Source organism: Sporocytophaga myxococcoides, from assembly GCF_000775915.1.
Classification (GTDB): Bacteria; Bacteroidota; Bacteroidia; order Cytophagales; family Cytophagaceae; genus Sporocytophaga; species Sporocytophaga myxococcoides_A.
This window is the reverse complement of sequence record NZ_BBLT01000008.1, coordinates 212,132-231,355: the sequence shown is the minus strand read 5'-3', so window position 1 is coordinate 231,355 and position 19,224 is coordinate 212,132. Positions and strand designations below refer to the sequence as shown.

The window sequence follows — 19,224 nt, the reverse complement described above, 5'->3', positions numbered from 1 at the left end:
GGTGTTAACTCTTTGGAAGATTTAACACCTTTTTTTTATTTTTAGCTTTCAAAGCTGAACTTAATTTATTCGATTCAGATTCTTTTAATTATTATATTAAAACTTATTAAATTTTGATTTCCTACTTAAGGAGAATTTCGCATCTGTTTAACAAACAGCTGGCAAAGGAAAAGACATTTGCTAAATCAATAGCAAATATAACAGGACAAACGCCCATCAATCTTAACCTTTATAAACTTGCTGTATGTCATACCTCTGCTGCAAAAGAGGACAAGCTTGGTGTCCGTAGCTCAAATGAAAGACTTGAATACCTTGGCGATGCGATTCTTGGCGCAGTAATAGCAGAATTTCTATTTAAAAAGTTCCCTTATAAAGATGAGGGATTCCTGACTGAAATCAGATCAAGAATCGTAAATCGTGAATCACTGAATAAACTTGGAAAAAAAATTGGACTCAATAAAATTGTAGAATTTAATCCGGGAAGAGGTGGAAACACTCATAAGTCGCTATATGGCGATGCCCTGGAAGCATTGGTAGGAGCAGTATATCTTGACAAAGGCTTTAAATCCTGTAGAAAATTTATTCTCACCAGACTTTTACAGCCACATTTCGACCTGAATGAAATAATAGAAAACAACCTTAATTTCAAAAGTGTCTTAATTGAATGGGCACAAAAGGAATCTAAAGACATTAAGTTTGTAATTATCAAAGAAGTCGGAAGTATTCATCATAAGGAATTTACTGCCCAGGTCCTTATTGAAGATGAACCTGTAAGTACAGGAACAGGATTTAGTAAGAAAAAAGCTGAACAGGCCGCAGCTGAGAAAGCTTGTCAGATCAGAGAAATAAAATAGTTCTCCCCTATATTCAACTTCACCTCCTACTTTAGAACCATAATCTTTTTTACTTTTAAAAATAAGATTATCGAAGTTTTCAGTCTTTTAAAAGCCAAGGCTCTGTTTCCATTTTTATTTGAAAAGTCACATTTTCTTAAATTTATTAAATCATAAAACTTTACATTTGACCTTATCGAATCTTTTCTGGTTTGATTAAATGTATAAAACTATCAGTATATGAGAATTGCCGGTGCTGCACTTAACCAAACTCCTCTGGATTGGGATAATAATATATCTAATATTATAGCTGCAATTAATGAAGCTAGAGATAATCAGGTGGACATCCTTTGTCTGCCGGAGCTTTGCCTTACTGGTTATGGCTGTGAAGATTGGTTCTTAAGCGAATGGGTACCAGAAACAGCTCTTCAACACTTGATTGATCTTATACCTCATACTTCGAACATAACAGTAAGTTTTGGGCTTCCTATAAGATTCAACAACCTTGTTTATAATTGTGCATGCCTTGTTAAAAACAAAAAAATTCTTGGTATTTCAGCTAAACAGTTCTTAGCAAACGATGGGGTGCATTATGAACCAAGGTGGTTTACTCCTTGGATACATTCTCAGATTGAAAACTTTAGTATACAAGGAAAAGCCTATCCTTTCGGAGACATTTTATATGAAGTTGATGGTATAAAAATAGGTTTTGAAATTTGCGAAGATGCCTGGAGACCAGACAATGTAAGACCTGCTTCCAGACTTTGCAGAATGAATGTGGACCTTATACTGAATCCTAGTGCAAGTCACTTTGCTTTTGCCAAATCAGATTTCAGATATAATCTGATTATTGGAAGTTCAGAAAGATTCAACTGTACTTATCTATATGCAAACCTATTGGGCAATGAAGCCGGCAGAATGATTTTTGATGGAGAAGTCCTGATTGCCAAAAATGGTAACCTCATACAACGCAATGATAGGCTTTCCTTTAAAAACTTCAACCTGGTCCATGCGGATATCGATTTTTCCACAGGAAAAGTTTCTGAAGCCCAGCTGCATCCGGATGACAGAGAAAAAAACTTCGAATTTTGGGAAGCTGTTACACTCGGACTTTTTGATTATATGCGAAAAAGCCATAGCAAAGGTTTTGTGTTATCGCTCAGTGGAGGCGCTGATAGCTCTGCCTGCGCAGTAATGGTCTCTGAAATGATCAAAAAAGGAATAAAAGAACTTGGGGTAAAAGAATTCTTAGATAAAGGTGGCCTCTCTCCTATTCCCGGAATTGAGTCTGAACCATATGAAAAACAATTCAGAATAGTTACAGAAAAAGTGCTTACCTGTGCCTACCAGTCTACCAAGAACTCCGGGAAAGAAACATTTGAATCTGCTGAAAAACTGGCAGAATCCATTGGGGCGAGATTCTATCATTGGGATGTACAGGATCAGGTTTCAGGATACATCAAAACAATCGAACAAGTGCTGGATCATCCTCTTACCTGGGAAAAGCATGACATCACCTTACAGAACATTCAGGCGAGAAGCCGCTCACCGATAATATGGATGCTCGCTAACATTAATAATGCTTTGTTAATCACTACATCCAATCGTAGTGAAGGAGATGTCGGATATGCAACTATGGATGGAGATACTTCGGGTAGTATTGCTCCAATAGCTGGTGTTGACAAACATTTCATCCAACAATGGTTGATCTGGGCTGAAAAAAATCTGGACCAACCGGGCTTACGTTTTGTAAATTCACTGATACCTACCGCTGAATTAAGACCAGTGGAAAAAACTCAGACCGACGAGAAAGACCTTATGCCTTACTGGTTATTGGCGGTAATTGAAAAACTTGCTATCAAAGACAAAAAATCCCCTTTGGAAGTTTTTAATATTTTGGCAAAAAAAAATAAAACAGAGGCAACATTACTTAAAGCATATGTGGACAAATTTTTCAGGATGTGGTCAAGAAATCAATGGAAGAGAGAAAGATTAGCGCCTGGTTTCCACCTCGATGAGTTTAATGTTGACCCGAAAACATGGTGTAGGTTTCCGATTTTAAACAGTGGATTTAAAAATGAGTTAAAAAAACTTGAGAATTAAATAGAATGTTAATTATCTGTAATATTTCCAGTTAAACTCAGGTAAATGATATGAATCCAAACTTGAAGACAGCATTTTAAAAAAGGATTCGTCAGTAAAAAATTTTAAAAACAAAAAATAAAATACAAATAAGAGGCATATATTCAATAATGGAATCCTTATACATGGTTTTCCCTTGGGCATAAAAGATCGCGGTGTTTTCATAAAAGAAAATTTGATCACATAATGTATTTATACGATAATGTTTTACCAGAGTTAATTCAATAAAATAAAAATATTACAATAGGCTATTTATTTTATTTAAAAACCAAATTCAATCTATTCAAAATCTACGTTGATCGAAATACATAATGTTAATAAGGCTTATAAAGCCGAATTTTGTGGATAACTTTAACATCCTATTATAAAACCTTTGGGAGTAAAATTAAAATAATGCAATTATTTCCATTTATAAATCTTTTCTTTCTTTTTAATTCTGATTTGATTTTATTGCAGGCCAAAAATTATATAGCATGACTTTTAACTTTGTTCTCTGGGAAGCTTCTCCCGAGTTATTTTCAATAGGAAGCTTAACAGTAAGGTGGTATGGACTACTTTTCGCACTCGGATTTCTAATTGGCCAGCAAATTTTAATCTGGATTTATAAGACAGAAGGAAAATCAGAAAAGTATGTAGAAACTCTGACTGTCTATATGGTAGTGGCTACAATTCTGGGAGCAAGACTTGGGCATTGTCTTTTTTACGAACCAGAATATTATTTGACCCACCCTCTTGACATTCTGAAAATTTGGGAAGGAGGCCTTGCGAGCCATGGCGCTGCAGCAGGAATTTTAATAGCCATTTACCTCTATTCTAAAAAGCAAACCGACCAAAGTTACCTGTATGTACTAGATCGTATGGTGATTACCATAGCCCTTGCAGGATGCCTAATCCGCTTGGGAAACCTTATGAATTCTGAAATTATCGGAAAACCTACAAGCTTCAGAGGAGGATTTATCTTTGCAAGGAGTATGGAAGACCTCCTTGACAGAACTTACCAAAACTATCTTTATGATATTGAAATGAGCCTTAATGGGAAAGATAGTCTTGATGAGGCAGGAAGAACAATTGCAGGTGTAGATCTCAGTTTTGTAGTGCCTGAAGACGGAAACATTGACCAAATCAAAGCTTTAGTAGAAGGTGGATTAAAAAAGACTATTGAAAAAGAATATAACGAACATATTGTGTATGCTGAAAATCCACCTATTAAAATAGAAAAGCTTGAAGGAGAAAAAGCTCAGAAAGTAACAGTGGGAATATGGGGTGTTCCAAGACATCCTTCACAACTATATGAGGCTATTTCTTCCTTTCTACTCTTTTTATTTTTGTTTTTTGGGGTTTACTATAGAAAGAGAGAGAAAACACCCGAAGGAAGAATATTTGGTTTTTTTGTAGTGATATTATTCAGCCTAAGATTTATATACGAATACTTTAAAGAACCACAGGTAGATTTTGAGCAAAATATGAGCTACAACATGGGGCAACTTTTAAGTATTCCGTTAATTATTGCTGGTCTGTTTGTTCTTATAAACAGCTACCGCAAAAAGAATGAATTAAGCTAAGGCACGGGGTCATACCCGTGCCCACCCCAAGGGTGGCAACGCCCTATTCGTTTTATTCCCAACCAGCTTCCTTTGATAGGACCATGTTTTTTTACAGCTTCAATAAAATAAGCAGAACAAGTCGGGTGATACCTGCAGGCTGCCGGTAAATAAGGGCTTATGGCCAGCTGATATATTTTTACCAGCAACAATATCAGCCATTTTAATGGAGTTAATAATATTTTTAACATAATTTTCATTTCAACCTCCTGATCCCATATAACAGTTCCTGTTTCCTTCGTAAAAGGAAATATAAAACCACAAGGATATTATTAATAATGAGCAAATATTTGCATTTTTAATAATAAAACAACCTCAATATTTCGCCGGAATCAGTTTAAATGTCTTTTAAGTTTTTCATTTTATTTATTTCCCTCCTGGTTCCAACCTTCATTTCGGCACAGATTCATTCTCCATCTGAAGCCTGTGATACTTCCTTTATTGTTATTAACAACATAAAACTTGAGGGAAATAAGCGAACTAAGGACAGAATTATCCTAAGAGAATTAAGCATTGATCCAGGGGATACGATTCTCAAAAAAGATCTTGAACCACTGCTTATAAAAACCAGAAACAGGATTTTTAATACAGGTTTATTTCTGAAAGCGGACATCATCTTAATTGGAGATTCAACTGTACGTGAATTAGAAATCGTTGTAAAAGAAAGGCTTTTCACTTATCCTCTTCCGATATTAAGTCTTGCCGACCGAAATTTCAATGAATGGTGGCACACCAGAAATCATGACCTTTCCAGAATTGATTATGGGATAAACTTTATTAAGAAAAATGTAAGGGGGATGAATGAAACTTTAAGATTAAAAGTGAATGCCGGTTTTTCTACTAAAGCAGAACTTACCTATACATTTCCCTATCTTGATCTCAAACAAAGGATTGGTTTAGTCCTTTTTGCCGGAATCATCCAAAACAAAAAAATTCCATATCAAACACTAGAAAATGAATTGGCATTTTTCGAAGGAAAGAATTTTGTCAGACGCAGAATTACTGGCAGCCTCACACTTTCTTACAGAAGGAAGTTTTACGAATTTCACAGCCTGAGCCTTGGATTTTTTGCCAACAGAATATCAGATTCGATTGCAGAACTAAATCCTGACTATTTTCTAAATCAAAGGGTTCGCCAAAATTATTTAGATCTAAAATACACTTTTACCTATGACAGGCGAGATATCACTTATTACCCTTTAAATGGCTTTTATATAAAAGCTGAAGTAGATAAACAGGGACTTTTAGACGCAGATGATGTAAATATATTTTCAGTAAAAACAGAAGGCTCTGTTTACAAACCGCTCGGTAAAGGATTTTTTGTTGCTGCCGGAAGCGCCCTAAAATATTCGACTCCATCTAAACAACCCTATTATAACATTCGTGGATTGGGCTATATGAAAGATTATATCAGCGGATATGAGCTTTTTGTAATAGACGGCTCCTCCTATAGCCTTTTAAAAAGCAACATCAAATACAGGCTTTTTAAAACAGAAAAGAAACTGGGCTTCCTCCCAACAGAAAAAATCAGAAGTATTCCCCTAACTCTCTATTTGAAAACTTATTTTGATACTGGTTATGTAGTAGACCATACTAATATTCCTGGTAATGCTATATTAGCAAATCAATGGCTCTGGGGCGGTGGTGCAGGATTCGATTTAGTCACTTATTATGACCTAGTCTTCAGATTTGAATATTCTATTAATAAACAACTCCAGACTGGCTTGTTTTTCAGTTTGAAAGCAGCTATTTGAGTAGTAAGTTATAAGTAGTAAGTTTTAAGTCAGGACTGAGTACACAGTTCCTCAAGGACGATTAAACTTTCGGTTTAGGTCAACTTTCCAAAACTTATTACTTACTACTTATAACTTACTACTTTTTTAATATATTGCTCTGAATTGACCATAAAATATGGTATTTATTCCTTTTGTTAAACAATTTAATCCCTAAAGCATTTTAAGCTTTTATATTTTTTACCAAAAAATCTATTGAGAATATCATGTTGAAAAAACTTATCGTATTTACTGTCTGTTTGCTTTCTTTAAATCCTTTCTGTCGTGCCGACGAAGGAATGTGGCTTCCTTTACTCATCAAGAGGCTTAACTATGAAGATATGCAAAAGAAAGGTCTCAAGCTGACAGCAGATGAGATCTATAGTGCAAATCATTCAAGCCTAAAAGATGCTGTTGTAAATTTCGGAGGGTATTGCACAGGAGAAATCATATCTGATAAAGGACTAGTTCTTACTAACCACCACTGCGGTTATGAATCTGTACAATCGCATAGTACGGTTGAGCACGACTATCTTTCTGACGGTTTCTGGGCAAAAAAAACGTCTGAGGAACTCCCTACACCTGGCCTTACAGTAACTTTTCTGGTAAGAATGGAAGATGTAACGGATAGAATTCTGAGAGAATGTGCAGGGCTAAACCCTGATGAAAAAGAAGCTAAAATCGAACAGATTTCTACTGAACTTGAAAAATCAGCAATAGCAGGAACGCATTATACTTCCGAAATCAAAAGCTTTTTCGAAGGGAATGAATTTTACCTGTTTGTTTATGAAGTATTTAAAGATATCAGACTAGTAGGAGCACCACCATCCAGTATCGGAAAATTCGGAGGTGATACCGATAACTGGATGTGGCCAAGGCATACAGGAGACTTTTCCTTGTTCAGAGTCTATACTGGACCGGATGGCAAGCCTGCGGAATATTCAGCAAACAATATTCCTTTAAAACCCAAATTTCATCTAACTATCTCACTCGACGGATACGAAAAAGGTTCTTTTACAATGATAATGGGATATCCGGGAAGTACAGAAAGATATCTAACATCCGAAGGAGTTAAACTTGCATATGAAATCACCAATCCTGATAAAATCAAAATCAGGGAAAAAAGATTGGCTCTTATGAAAGAAGATATGGATGCCGATCCGGAGGTAAGAATCAAATATGCAGCAAATTATGCTCAGGTAATTAATTATTACAAATATTTTATAGGTCAGAATCAAGGATTAAGAAGACTGGATGTTGCAGATCAAAAGAAAGCCAGGGAAAAGAAATTTCAGGAATGGGCCGATTCTGACCCTGAGAGAAAAAAGACCTATGGTGATTTGCTTCCTCAATTTGAGCAAACTTATGAGGAATATAAAATTGTTGCTCCCGCCTATACTTACCTCGAAGAAGCTGCCTTTGGCACAGAAATCCTGCTTTTTGCATATAAGCTGAATGGATTCTACCAGGCACTGCAAAAGGCTAAAACACCACAGGAAACGGAGGCTGCAACCAAAGCCGCTAAAGAACTGGCTGATGAATTCTTTAAAAATTATAATCCACCAACGGACCAAAAGATTTTTGCCGCACTGTTAAAAATGTATCATGATGATGTAAATCCCAAACTAGTGCCTTCAGTCCTTAAAGAAGTAAATAAGAAATACAAAGGCGACTTCAATAAATTTGCTGCATACGTATTTTCAAATTCAATCCTTGCTTCAAAGGAAAAAATGGATAATTTTCTTAAAAAGCCTTCAGCAAAGGTACTGGAAAAAGATCCTGCCTTCAAAACAAGTCAAGAAATCATAAGTGATTTCAGAACACTTGCCGGACCTTTCCTGGGTATGATTTTCGCAAAACTGGATGCCGCTAATAACTTATATCTTAAAGGAATCAGGGAAATGAATAAAGAGGCTAAACTATATCCTGATGCTAACTTTTCCATGAGACTAACCTATGGTTCAGTTGAAGATTATTATCCGAAAGATGCAGCACACTTTTCCTACTATACTACCATTGAAGGTATCATGGAAAAAGAAGATCCCCAAAACGAAGAATTCATAGTTCCTAAAAAATTAATAGACCTGTACAATCAAAAAGATTATGGCAGATACGGATATAAAGGGACCCTTCCTGTAAACTTTATTTCCACCAATGATATTACCGGAGGAAATTCAGGAAGCCCTGTTATGAATGCTTATGGGCATTTAATTGGATGTGCATTTGATGGCAACTGGGAAGCAATGAGCGGAGATATTATCTATGAGCCAAAATTACAAAGAACAATTTCAGTAGATGTGAGATATATTTTATTCATCATTGATAAATATGCAGGTGCGGAAAACCTCATCAAAGAGATGACAATTGTGCAAAACTTTAAGTCTCCCTCAGCAAGTCAGGAAGAATCAATAGACAAAAATAAACCTGTCGAAATAATTAAGACAGGCAATAAAAAATTGGAAAAGGTAAACTAATAGTTAATATTTAAACCACCGAAGCATTTCTTCTGATAAACCCCAGCAGATTCTCTTCTGTTAGGGGTTTATTTATATATCCCGCAGCAATTGGAGAACTTTCCACCTTTTTAATATCATTTGTATTGGTACTCGTTGTTAAAACCACAATCATAGGCCTTTCAACAGTATTAACCTTTAATTTTTCATATTCTTCCAAAAACTCAAATCCATCCATTACTGGCATATTTATATCCAGCAGAATAAGAGTAGGCAGCTCGTTCTTATCACATTTCTTAAGATAAGTAATTGCTTCCTGACCATTGTTTGTCACAATAATTTCTTCCGACAAACCTATTCTCCTTATTAATCTGAGATTTATGTAATTATTGATTTTATCATCATCAACAAGGAGAACTTTATTAAACTTTTTCTCTGGCATAAGACACCTTTCTATATTTCCCTTTTAATAACTAAATAAAAAGTACCGAAAAAATCTTTACACAAATTGTGCCTGAATTCCTCTATTCACCATCTCCCTCCATCTTTCTCCACTAACAACGATTTATTTTTCCTAAATATCTTTTTCTTGCAAAGAAAATTTTAAAAAGCGATTGTCATTTCAGGCTAACTTTGGCAGCGCTTCTATAGGGAATAAAGATTAAATTCATTTACTATATTGTAAATTAAGACCTTACATTTACAATAGAAGAAATTAAATTATTTCTGAAGCAATATAGGGAAGAGGGAGAACTGCTTCGGTTAAGCTTAATTTAGACTTTTTTATTTTAAATTGAAACCTGTGAGCCGTAAACCTCTTATTTTTTGTTTTACCGAAAAAGCAGATTTTATTAAGCAATAAATATTTTTAATTTTGCCGGTTCGCAAAGCATACCAAATATAAAGATGGAAATTAAAAAGACATACAGTCCCAAAGAAGTTGAAGACAAATGGTATTCCTATTGGATGGATAACGGATTTTTCGCAGCAAAGCCTAATCCAAATAAGGAACCATACACAATTGTTATTCCTCCGCCAAACGTCACAGGTGTTTTGCATATGGGACATATGCTTAACAATACCATCCAGGATGTACTGATCAGAAAAGCAAGAATGGAAGGAAAAGAAGCCTGCTGGGTAGCCGGAACTGACCATGCATCGATTGCTACTGAAGCAAAGGTAGTTGCAATGCTAAGAGAAAAAGGTATTAAGAAAAGTGATCTTTCAAGAGATGAATTTTTAAAATATGCATGGGAATGGAAAGAGAAGTACGGCGGAATTATTCTTGAACAGCTAAAAAAACTGGGTGCTTCATGTGATTGGAACAGAACCAGGTTCACAATGGAGCCAGAGATGTCTGATGCTGTAATTGAAGTATTTATAAAATTATACAGAGATGGCCTTATCTATAGAGGAAACAGAATGGTTAACTGGGATCCGCAAGGAAAAACGGCTCTTTCTGATGAAGAAGTTATTCACAAGGAAGTAAATTCAAAGCTTTATTTTCTAAAATATCAGATAGATGGTTCTGAAGAATACATTACAGTAGCAACTACAAGACCAGAGACTATTCTCGGAGATACTGCCATTTGCGTTAATCCAAAAGATCAGAGATATCAGCATCTGAAAGGTAAGAAAGCTATTGTTCCTCTTATCGGAAGAAAAATTCCAGTGATAATGGATGAGTATGTTGATATGGAATTTGGAACAGGCTGCTTGAAAGTTACCCCTGCTCATGATGTTAATGACTATGCACTTGGCCAGAAGCATGGCCTTGAAATCATTGATATCATGAATGACGATGGTACATTCAGCGCTAATGCTCAGTTGTATATAGGCGAAGACCGATTCAAAGTAAGAAAGCTCATTTCTAAAGAACTTGAGGAAAAAACTTTTTTACTAAAGACAGAAGATATAAAAAACAGTGTAGGATATTCTGAAAGAACTGATGCTGTAATTGAGCCAAGATTATCTCTTCAATGGTTTGTAGATATGAAGAAGTTTCTGGAAAAAAAGCCCGAAGCCCTTTCTTCAGTGATGAATGATGAAATTCAGCTTATTCCTTCCAAGTTTAAAAATACATACAGACATTGGATGGAAAACATCAAAGACTGGTGTATCTCCAGACAGCTTTGGTGGGGACAAAGAATTCCAGCTTATTATCTGATTAATAACCCATCAGCTGAGCCTGTTGTAGCCTTCACCGAACAAGAAGCCCTAGAACAGTTTCAGAAAAACTATTCAGGCACAAAAGCTTCAGATATAAGACAGGATGAAGATGTACTGGACACTTGGTTCTCTTCATGGCTATGGCCTATTTCTGTATTTGATGGCTTTAAAGATCCGCAAAACAAAGACATTAACTACTTCTACCCTACTAATGATCTTGTAACAGCTCCTGAAATTCTATTCTTCTGGGTTGCAAGAATGATCATGGCAGGTTATATGTTCCGCGGTGAAATACCTTTCAAGAAGGTATACCTTACAGGTATCGTTAGAGACAAACAAGGCAGAAAGATGTCCAAATCTCTTGGTAATTCACCCGATCCTTTAGATCTGATTGAGGAATATGGCGCTGATGGTGTAAGGGTTGGAATGCTCTTAAGTTCTCCTGCAGGTAACGACTTGTTATTTGATGAAAAGCTATGTCTGCAAGGAAGAAATTTCACTAACAAAATCCACAATGCTTATAATCTTATTAGTGGATGGGAAATAAAAGAAGGAAATAATGAGGATAACATCGCAGCTATTGAATGGATGGAATCCAAATTTACAACTGCTCTTATAGAACTGGAAGATAACTTTACAAAATACAGACTATCTGATGCCCTTATGAGTGTGTATAAGCTGGTTTGGGATGATTTCTGTTCTAATTATCTTGAAATGATAAAGCCAGGCTTCAAACAGCCTATTGATCGTGAAACTTATACAAAGACAATCAATCTTTTTGAAAAACTACTTAAAGTAATTCATCCATTTACTCCATTTATATCGGAAGAATACTGGCATAAAATCAAGGAAAGACCGCAGAACGAGTGCATTATAATTGCTGAATGGCCCAAAGCAAGCCAAACCATAGACAAACAATCTATTGAACATGGAGACCTTGCTATAGAGATAGTTTCTAATATAAGAAATATCAGAAATGCTAAACAAATAGCAAAATTTGATCCGTTGAAGCTCTTTGTTAAAAATGTACCTGCTGAACTGTTAAGCAAATTTAGTCCTATTATTAAGAAACTTGCCTGTATTGAGAGCATAGAAACAACACAACAACCTATTGACGGTGCTTCTACTTTCATTATTCGTAGCTCTGAGTTTTATATTCCGGTTGAAGGCTCTATAGATGTTGAAAAAGAAAAAGAAAATCTATTGAAGCAATTGGAGCATAAAAAAGGTTTTCTTGCCAGCGTAGAGAAAAAGCTAAGCAATGAAAAATTCGTAGCAGGAGCTCCTGCTCCTGTTATTGAGCTTGAAAGAAAGAAAAAAGCAGATGCCGAAGCAGAAATTCAGGCTTTGGAAAAAAGTCTGGCCAATCTTTAAAAAAGGCATTTTACGATTCTAGATTTATAAAGTTTCTCTTTTAAACTTTTTCCCTTAAAAGGCTGAAAATTGACAAAAAATTTCAGCCTTTTTTTCATTTTTTCAGTACACTACTTTTAGGTTTAGATCAACTTTAAGTATTACAGGATGAAAAAATTAATACTCTTTAGTTCAATATTGTTTATACTTTCTTTTATTGGAGAAAAGGCCTTTGCGCAAAATCCCGCACAGACTAAAAAGAAAGCTAAAGCGGCAAAAAAGGGACGAAATAAAAAACAAGAACCTTATCAAATAGTCTGGAAAGACAAAGATTCTGATGGTGATGGTGTACCTGACGGAAGAGACAAATGTATTCATACACCTAAAGGCGAACCCGTTACAACTTTTGGTTGTCCATACGACGTTGATTTTGACGGAGTTTATGACTACGAAGACCAATGTAAAAATGAAGCCGGCCCTAAAGAAAACAAGGGATGTCCTTGGGGAGACCGAGATAAGGATGGAATTATGGATAATAAAGATGAATGTCCCGATGCTCCTGGAATAGCACAGTTCAGGGGCTGTCCTGATACGGATGGTGATGGTATTCAGGATAAAGAGGATCAATGTCCTAAAGAAAGAGGTACTATTGCCTACAAAGGTTGTCCTCCTCCTTTTGTAGATACAGATGGTGACGGCGTTGGAGATTATGATGACCTTTGCATGAGAACCCCCGGGGTGAAATCTAACAAAGGATGCCCAGAAATTAAACCAGAAGAAAAGAAAGCATTGGAAGAAGCGTTCAAAAATCTGTTATTTGAAACCAATAGTGATGTTATTATTAGTTCTTCTTACAATTCACTGAACAAACTTGCGTCTGTAATGGTGAACAACCCGAGATCAAAACTACATTTAGAAGGACATACTGACAACGTCGGAGATGACAACTCCAACATGGATCTTTCGAAGAGAAGATCAGAATCTGTAAAACGTTATCTTGGAACCAAAGGTGTAAATGCAAGCAGAATTACAACTGCAGGTTTCGGAGAAACAAAACCTGTAGACACTAATGATACAGATGCCGGTAGACAGGCTAACAGACGTGTGGAGATGAACATTATGTATGAATAGTATTATTCCCAAAAATATCCTATAATAAAAAAGAAACCGGTCTATTTGACCGGTTTCTTTTTTATTATAGCTTTTACTTTAAGCTTTTTAAAATCTTGCTGCTAAAATTAATTTCATATCCTTATACTTCATATTAAACTTCTTAGCTATATAAGGATTAGTAAGACTACCTTTATAGGAATAGACTCCTTTCATAAACCATTCTTTTGAATAAATCAATTCCTCAGTCCCTCCCTTTTTAGCTATTTGTAAAATAATAGGAGTAAATATATTGCTTAATGCTGTCGTCGCAGTTCTGGCGACTCTTGATGCGATATTGGGTACGCAATAGTGAATCACATCATACTTCCTGAAAATAGGGTTTTTGTGACTGGTAACCCTACTGGTTTCAAAGCAACCACCCTGATCAATACTAACATCGATTATCACTGAATTAGGCATCATTTCAGCTACCATATCCTCAGTAACTACGCATGGACTCCCCTCATCAGACCTAAGAGAGCCTATCACAACATCTGCTTCCCGTAATTCTTTTCTTAATGTAATAGTATCTATTGTAGACGTATAAATCTGAAGCCCCAAATCATGTTTTAACCTTCTGAGTTTATATACCTGATTATCAAAAATCTTCACCTCACATCCTAATCCTGCAGCAGCACGTACCGCATATTCTGCAACTGTTCCGGCGCCAAGAATTACCACTTTTGTAGGTGGTACTCCTGTAATTCCTCCCAATATAACTCCTTTTCCATTTTTGCTATTGAGGTACTCAGCTGCAATAAGCATAACAGTACTGCCTGCTATTTCACTCATGGCTCTTACAACAGGCATTCCCCCTACCTTATCTTCAATAAATTCAAAGCCAAGCGCAATCAGCTTTTGTTTGTTGATAGCCTGAACAAGTTCCGGGGTAAGCGTTGAAATCTGAAGTGCAGAAAACAATGTACTTCCAGGTTTCATCATACTGATTTCCTGTATAGTAGGCGGTTCTATCTTTAATACAATATTAGACTGAAATACTTCCTGAGATGAATAAGCTATTTTAGCTCCTGCATCACTGTATTCTTTATCAGAATATTTTGCCGATACACCAGCACCTGTTTCGACCACCACATCGTGACCATTGTTAACCAACAATGCTACAGCCTCAGGAGTGAGACACACCCTATTTTCCAGATCCTGTATCTCCTTGGGAATACCAATATTAAGACGGGTTGTACCTTCAGGAATTTTTAATAGTGCCTCTTGAGGATATAAGGCATGTTCTTTTGCCAGAGCTTCAATACCCGATTTTAAGCTGCTTTTCATGTTTTAGAAAGATGAAAAATTCTTTGTTGATTATTATCTACTTTTAGAGAAATTCTTAAATGATGCGGAGGTATAAGAGATTCTATTTTTGAAGGCCACTCTATAAGACAAATATTTCCTGAAGAAAAATACTCTTCACTGCCTATATCAAGTGCCTCCGTTTCGCTTTTTAATCTGTAAAAATCAAAATGGTAAATGCTATTGCTGTTAGCTCCAAGATATTCATTTATCAAAGCAAATGTCGGACTACTTACATTTTCAGATACCCCAAGTTCTTTGCAAATTTCCTTTATTAAAGTGGTCTTTCCTGCTCCAATCTCTCCTTCAAACAGCCAAATTTTTTCTAAATCGGCAAATTTAATAATTTCCGAAGCTACCTGTTTAAGTTCAGAAAGATCCTTGCTCTGTAATATTTTATAAGGTTGTGTACTTTCTCCCATGAATCGTCTGAAAGAAGAATTGTCTGGTCGGTAAATTTACAAAAATTTATCAACCAGACAATTCATTTACTTCCCCAACTAAACCCTACTTTGGAGACAAGGTTATAAAAGGAATTATCATTTCTTCCAAAGAAACCCCTCCATGCTGGAAAGTATCTTTGTAATAATTAACATAATAATTATAGTTATTGGGGTAGGCAAAGAAATAATCTTCAATGGTAAACACATAAGCTGTAGACACATTTCTTTTAGGAAGAAACATGCGCTCCGGCTTTCTGCAGACATAAACGTCCTTTTCATCAAAGCCAAGGTTTTTCCCCTGCTTATATCTCAGGTTAGTATTAGTACTTTTATCTCCGATTATCTTAAATGGTTTTTTAACCCTTATTGTGCCATGATCAGTAGTAATGATCACTCTACCTTTTTTCTCAGCAATCCTTCTTAAAGCTTCCAGCAATGGAGAATGCTGAAACCAGGAGTTGGTTAATGATCTATAGGCTGATTCGTCAGGAGCAAGTTCTCTAACCATTGCCATATCTGTTCGAGCATGAGACAGCATATCGACAAAGTTGTAGACAATAACATTCAACTTATTGTTCATTAGGTTATTGATATTATCCAATAAAGATTTGCCATGACTAATATTGATAATTTTATTGTAAGAGCTTTTAATATCAAGTTTGTTTCTTACTAACTGAGCTTTTAAAAGTTCTTCTTCAAAATTATTTTTTCCCTCCTCTTCTTCATCACTAACCCAATATTGAGGAAATTTTTTCTCTATTTCAGAAGGTAGTAAACCTGAAAAAATTGCATTTCTGGCGTAAGCTGTTGTCGTTGGTAGAATTGAATAATAGTTAATCTCTTCATCCACATTAAAATAAGTATTAATGGTTGACTCCAGAACCTTCCATTGATCATATCGGAGATTATCGATAAGAATAAAAAATAAAGGTTGCTCTTTTTCCAATAGAGGGAATACCTTTTTTTTCATAATCTGATGAGATAGAACAGGTTTTGAAGAGTTTGCATCATTTAACCATGATTCATAATTATCAATTACAAAATCTGCAAAGTTCTTGTTGGCTTCACTTTTCTGCATGTCAATAATATCCTTCATACTTTTGTTCTCGGTATTATCGATCTCTAACTCCCAATAAACCAACTTCTTGTATATCTCAGCCCACTCTTCATGTCCAATACGGTCGTTATAAGCCATGCTAAGATTTCTGAAATCCTGTTGATAACCGATATTGGTTTTCTCAGTAACAAGCCTTTTATTATCCAATATCTTTTTGATACTCAATAATATTTGATTTGGATTTAATGGTTTAATGAGGTAGTCAGCTATTTTGCTTCCGATAGCCTCTTCCATAATATGTTCCTCTTCACTCTTAGTGATCATGATTACCGGAAGATTTGGCTTTATGGCTTTGATCTGACTTAGAGTTTCCAAACCGGTCATACCCGGCATATTTTCATCCAGAAATACGATGTCATACTTCTCCTCATTACACTTCTCTAATGCATCTGCACCACTAGGTACAGGAGTTACATCATAGCCTTTATTATTAAGAAAAATTATGTGGGGTTTAAGTAGATCTATTTCATCATCCGCCCATAAAATATTGTATCTTTGCATAGAATTAAAATTCGTAAACACTAAAAGTACATTAAATCCATATCAATAAGTTTCGTTAACTTAAAAAGTTTTGAATAAAAAGAAAATATTCAACGATCCGGTTTACGGATTTATTACAATTCCCGGAAGTTTCATTTTTGATATTATAGAGCATCCCTATTTTCAGCGACTGAGAAGAATAAAACAATTAGGACTTACTGACCTAGTGTATCCCGGGGCACTTCATACCAGGTTTCATCATGCTCTAGGAGCTATGCATTTAATGGGTATGGCCTTGAACAGATTAAGAAGTCGCGGACATCAGATATCAGAAGAAGAAAAAGAAGCCGCTTTGGCTGCCATATTGTTGCACGACATTGGTCATGGTCCATTCTCACATGCCCTGGAGAAAACCCTGCTTTCGCATATAGCCCATGAAAAGCTTTCATATCTTATTATGGAAAAGCTAAATAATGAGTTTAATGGAAAATTGGATCTTACCGTAAAAATGTTTCTCAACTTATACGAAAGGAAATTCTTCCATCAACTTATATCCAGCCAGCTCGATATGGATAGAATGGACTACCTTAAGAGAGACAGCTTTTTTACCGGGGTTATGGAAGGTACGATCGGAGCAGACAGAATCATTAAAATGCTGGATATTATTGACGACGAATTAGTTATAGAGGAAAAGGGAATATACAGCATTGAAAATTTCTTATCATCCAGAAGACTGATGTACTGGCAGGTTTATTTGCACAAAACAACCGTGAGCGCAGAAAAAATGCTGATACAAATTATAAGGAGAGCTCAGCATTTATCCCTGACCGGTGAAAAATTATATGCATCGGAGGCATTAAATGTTTTCCTTCAGCAAAAAATAACACTTGATGATTTTACTCAAAATCATCTCTACCTTCAAGCTTTTACCAGTCTCGATGATTATGACTTATGGGGAGCGATAAAAATATGGAAAAATCATAAAGACCCTGTATTGTCGTTGTTATGTAACCAGCTATTAGAAAGGAAGTTATTCCGAATTGAAATATCAAGGACACAATTTGAGGAAGAAAAGATTGATCAGCTAAGAAAAGAAGTAGTAAAAAATCTCGGATTGCCTGAAGAAAATTCGGAATATTTTGTCGTAAATGGTGTTCTAAGAAACAGAGCATACCTTCCGGTAAGCAATAAAATAAATGTTCTTACAAAAAAAGGACAAGTATTGGACGTCGCCCAGGCCTCTGATCTTCCCAACATAAAGGCTATAAGTAAAATAGTAAAAAAACATTATTTATGCTGGCCTAAAAATGTATCTTTGTAAGATGGTTCATAGTTAATAATTTGTTTAAATTAGTTTAATGGAATTTACAACAGGACAGATTGCCCATTTAATTGGGGGAGAAGTCAAAGGAAGTGATAGCCTGAAAATCAGCAAACTGGCAAAAATTCAAGAAGGTCAGGAAGGTTGTATTTCCTTTTTATCAAATTTAAAATACGAACCTTATTTATATACCACTCAAGCTTCGGCTGTTATAGTTGACAAGAAATTCGTTCCCAAAAGCGAGGTTAAAACCACTTTAATTCTTGTTGATGATCCCTATACCAGTTTTACAACATTACTCGAAGAATACCACAAATTCATTAGTTTTATGAAAACTGGAGTGGAAACCCCTTCTTACATTGGGCAAAATTCCTCTACGGGAGAGAATATTTATCGTGGCGCATTTTCCTATATTGGAACAAACTGTCGAATCGGAAAAAATGTAAAAATTTATCCTCAGGCATATATTGGAGATAATGTTACAATTGGAGATAACACCATTATTTTTCCCGGAGTAAAAATTTATTCAGATTCAAAAATCGGAAGTTATTGTACATTCCATTCCGGTTCAGTAATAGGTAGCGATGGTTTCGGATTTGCGCCACAACCAGATGGCACATACAAAACCATACCTCAGGTAGGTAACGTAATTATTGGAAATCATGTAGACATTGGAGCAAATACTGTTATTGATTGTGCAACCATGGGGTCAACAGTCATACATGATGGTGTAAAACTTGACAATCTGATTCAGATTGCTCACAATGTTGAAATTGGCAAAAACACAGTGATAGCTGCACAATCCGGAATTTCCGGATCTACCAAAATAGGAGAAAATTGTGTCATTGCCGGTCAAGTAGGAATTGTTGGACATATCACATTGGCAAATAAAACCAGCATAGGAGCTCAATCAGGAGTTGGCAAATCGGTAACAACAGAAGGGACAGCCATACATGGATCCCCTGCATTTGAATATAAAAAATTTCTGAAATCAAGTAGTGTTTTCAGAAAACTTCCGGATTTGCAAAAAAGAATTGAGGAACTTGAGGAAAAAATTATAAATTTGCCGACTTTATAAGGTTA

General features: G+C 35.6%; 14 protein-coding genes. 9 read left to right on the top strand and 5 right to left on the bottom strand.

Annotated features, from left to right (window positions below; all coding sequences use genetic code 11):
• The first annotated feature begins 110 nt into the window (after window positions 1–110).
• From rnc to MYP_RS18370, 3 genes are all read left to right on the top strand, one after another.
• Window positions 111–854 (top strand): ribonuclease III, encoded by a 744-nt coding sequence (gene rnc / locus MYP_RS18380; RefSeq protein WP_045466684.1) that lies wholly within the window; start codon window positions 111–113, stop codon window positions 852–854.
• 219 nt (window positions 855–1,073) lie between these two features.
• Entirely contained in the window at window positions 1,074–2,936 is a 1,863-nt protein-coding gene (locus tag MYP_RS18375; RefSeq protein WP_045466681.1) for an NAD(+) synthase, read from the top strand.
• 512 nt (window positions 2,937–3,448) lie between these two features.
• Window positions 3,449–4,537, top strand: a complete 1,089-nt coding sequence (locus MYP_RS18370) for a prolipoprotein diacylglyceryl transferase (protein ID WP_045466679.1) — start codon at window positions 3,449–3,451, stop codon at window positions 4,535–4,537.
• Here the strand turns inward: MYP_RS18370 and yidD are convergent.
• The gene (gene yidD / locus MYP_RS18365) at window positions 4,534–4,767 is read right to left on the bottom strand and encodes a membrane protein insertion efficiency factor YidD (RefSeq protein ID WP_045466677.1); all 234 of its coding nucleotides are present in this window, start codon (window positions 4,765–4,767) and stop codon (window positions 4,534–4,536) included. The genes MYP_RS18370 and yidD overlap by 4 nt on opposite strands.
• A 150-nt stretch (window positions 4,768–4,917) precedes the next feature.
• On the opposite strand from yidD, the gene MYP_RS18360 reads away from it, so the two are divergent.
• Window positions 4,918–6,330 (top strand): BamA/TamA family outer membrane protein, encoded by a 1,413-nt coding sequence (locus tag MYP_RS18360; RefSeq protein WP_052430335.1) that lies wholly within the window; start codon window positions 4,918–4,920, stop codon window positions 6,328–6,330.
• 245 nt (window positions 6,331–6,575) lie between these two features.
• Window positions 6,576–8,822 carry a S46 family peptidase gene (locus MYP_RS18355; protein ID WP_045466675.1) on the top strand — a complete coding sequence of 749 codons (2,247 nt, stop codon included), beginning with the start codon at window positions 6,576–6,578 and terminating at the stop codon, window positions 8,820–8,822.
• Between the two features lie 10 nt (window positions 8,823–8,832).
• On the opposite strand, the gene MYP_RS18350 is transcribed toward MYP_RS18355, so the two are convergent.
• Window positions 8,833–9,243 (bottom strand): response regulator, encoded by a 411-nt coding sequence (locus MYP_RS18350; protein WP_045466673.1) that lies wholly within the window; start codon window positions 9,241–9,243, stop codon window positions 8,833–8,835.
• Between the two features lie 464 nt (window positions 9,244–9,707).
• Here MYP_RS18350 and MYP_RS18345 point away from each other — a divergent pair, with 464 nt between their 5' ends.
• Both MYP_RS18345 and MYP_RS18340 read left to right on the top strand, forming a co-directional pair.
• Window positions 9,708–12,344, top strand: a complete 2,637-nt coding sequence (locus MYP_RS18345) for a valine--tRNA ligase (RefSeq protein ID WP_045466671.1) — start codon at window positions 9,708–9,710, stop codon at window positions 12,342–12,344.
• A gap of 147 nt (window positions 12,345–12,491) precedes the next feature.
• Complete coding sequence (locus MYP_RS18340) at window positions 12,492–13,454, top strand: OmpA family protein (RefSeq protein ID WP_045466669.1); 963 nt, start codon at window positions 12,492–12,494, stop codon at window positions 13,452–13,454.
• Between the two features lie 87 nt (window positions 13,455–13,541).
• Here the strand turns inward: MYP_RS18340 and MYP_RS18335 are convergent, their stop codons facing one another.
• The 3 genes from MYP_RS18335 to MYP_RS18325 all read right to left on the bottom strand — a co-directional run bounded on the left by MYP_RS18335 (window position 13,542) and on the right by MYP_RS18325 (window position 16,841).
• Window positions 13,542–14,762: an alanine dehydrogenase gene (locus MYP_RS18335; protein ID WP_045466667.1), complete on the bottom strand. Its 1,221-nt coding sequence runs from the start codon at window positions 14,760–14,762 to the stop codon at window positions 13,542–13,544.
• Window positions 14,759–15,202, bottom strand: coding sequence for a tRNA (adenosine(37)-N6)-threonylcarbamoyltransferase complex ATPase subunit type 1 TsaE (gene tsaE, locus MYP_RS18330; protein ID WP_045466664.1), 444 nt, complete (start codon window positions 15,200–15,202; stop codon window positions 14,759–14,761). The genes MYP_RS18335 and tsaE overlap by 4 nt, the downstream gene beginning before the upstream one ends.
• A gap of 85 nt (window positions 15,203–15,287) precedes the next feature.
• Window positions 15,288–16,841: a bifunctional response regulator/alkaline phosphatase family protein gene (locus MYP_RS18325; protein WP_045466662.1), complete on the bottom strand. Its 1,554-nt coding sequence runs from the start codon at window positions 16,839–16,841 to the stop codon at window positions 15,288–15,290.
• 70 nt (window positions 16,842–16,911) lie between these two features.
• On the opposite strand from MYP_RS18325, the gene MYP_RS18320 reads away from it, so the two are divergent.
• Window positions 16,912–18,141: an HD domain-containing protein gene (locus MYP_RS18320; RefSeq protein WP_045466659.1), complete on the top strand. Its 1,230-nt coding sequence runs from the start codon at window positions 16,912–16,914 to the stop codon at window positions 18,139–18,141.
• Between the two features lie 37 nt (window positions 18,142–18,178).
• Complete coding sequence (lpxD, locus tag MYP_RS18315; RefSeq protein WP_045466657.1) at window positions 18,179–19,219, top strand: UDP-3-O-(3-hydroxymyristoyl)glucosamine N-acyltransferase; 1,041 nt, start codon at window positions 18,179–18,181, stop codon at window positions 19,217–19,219.
• Window positions 19,220–19,224: the final 5 nt, after the last annotated feature.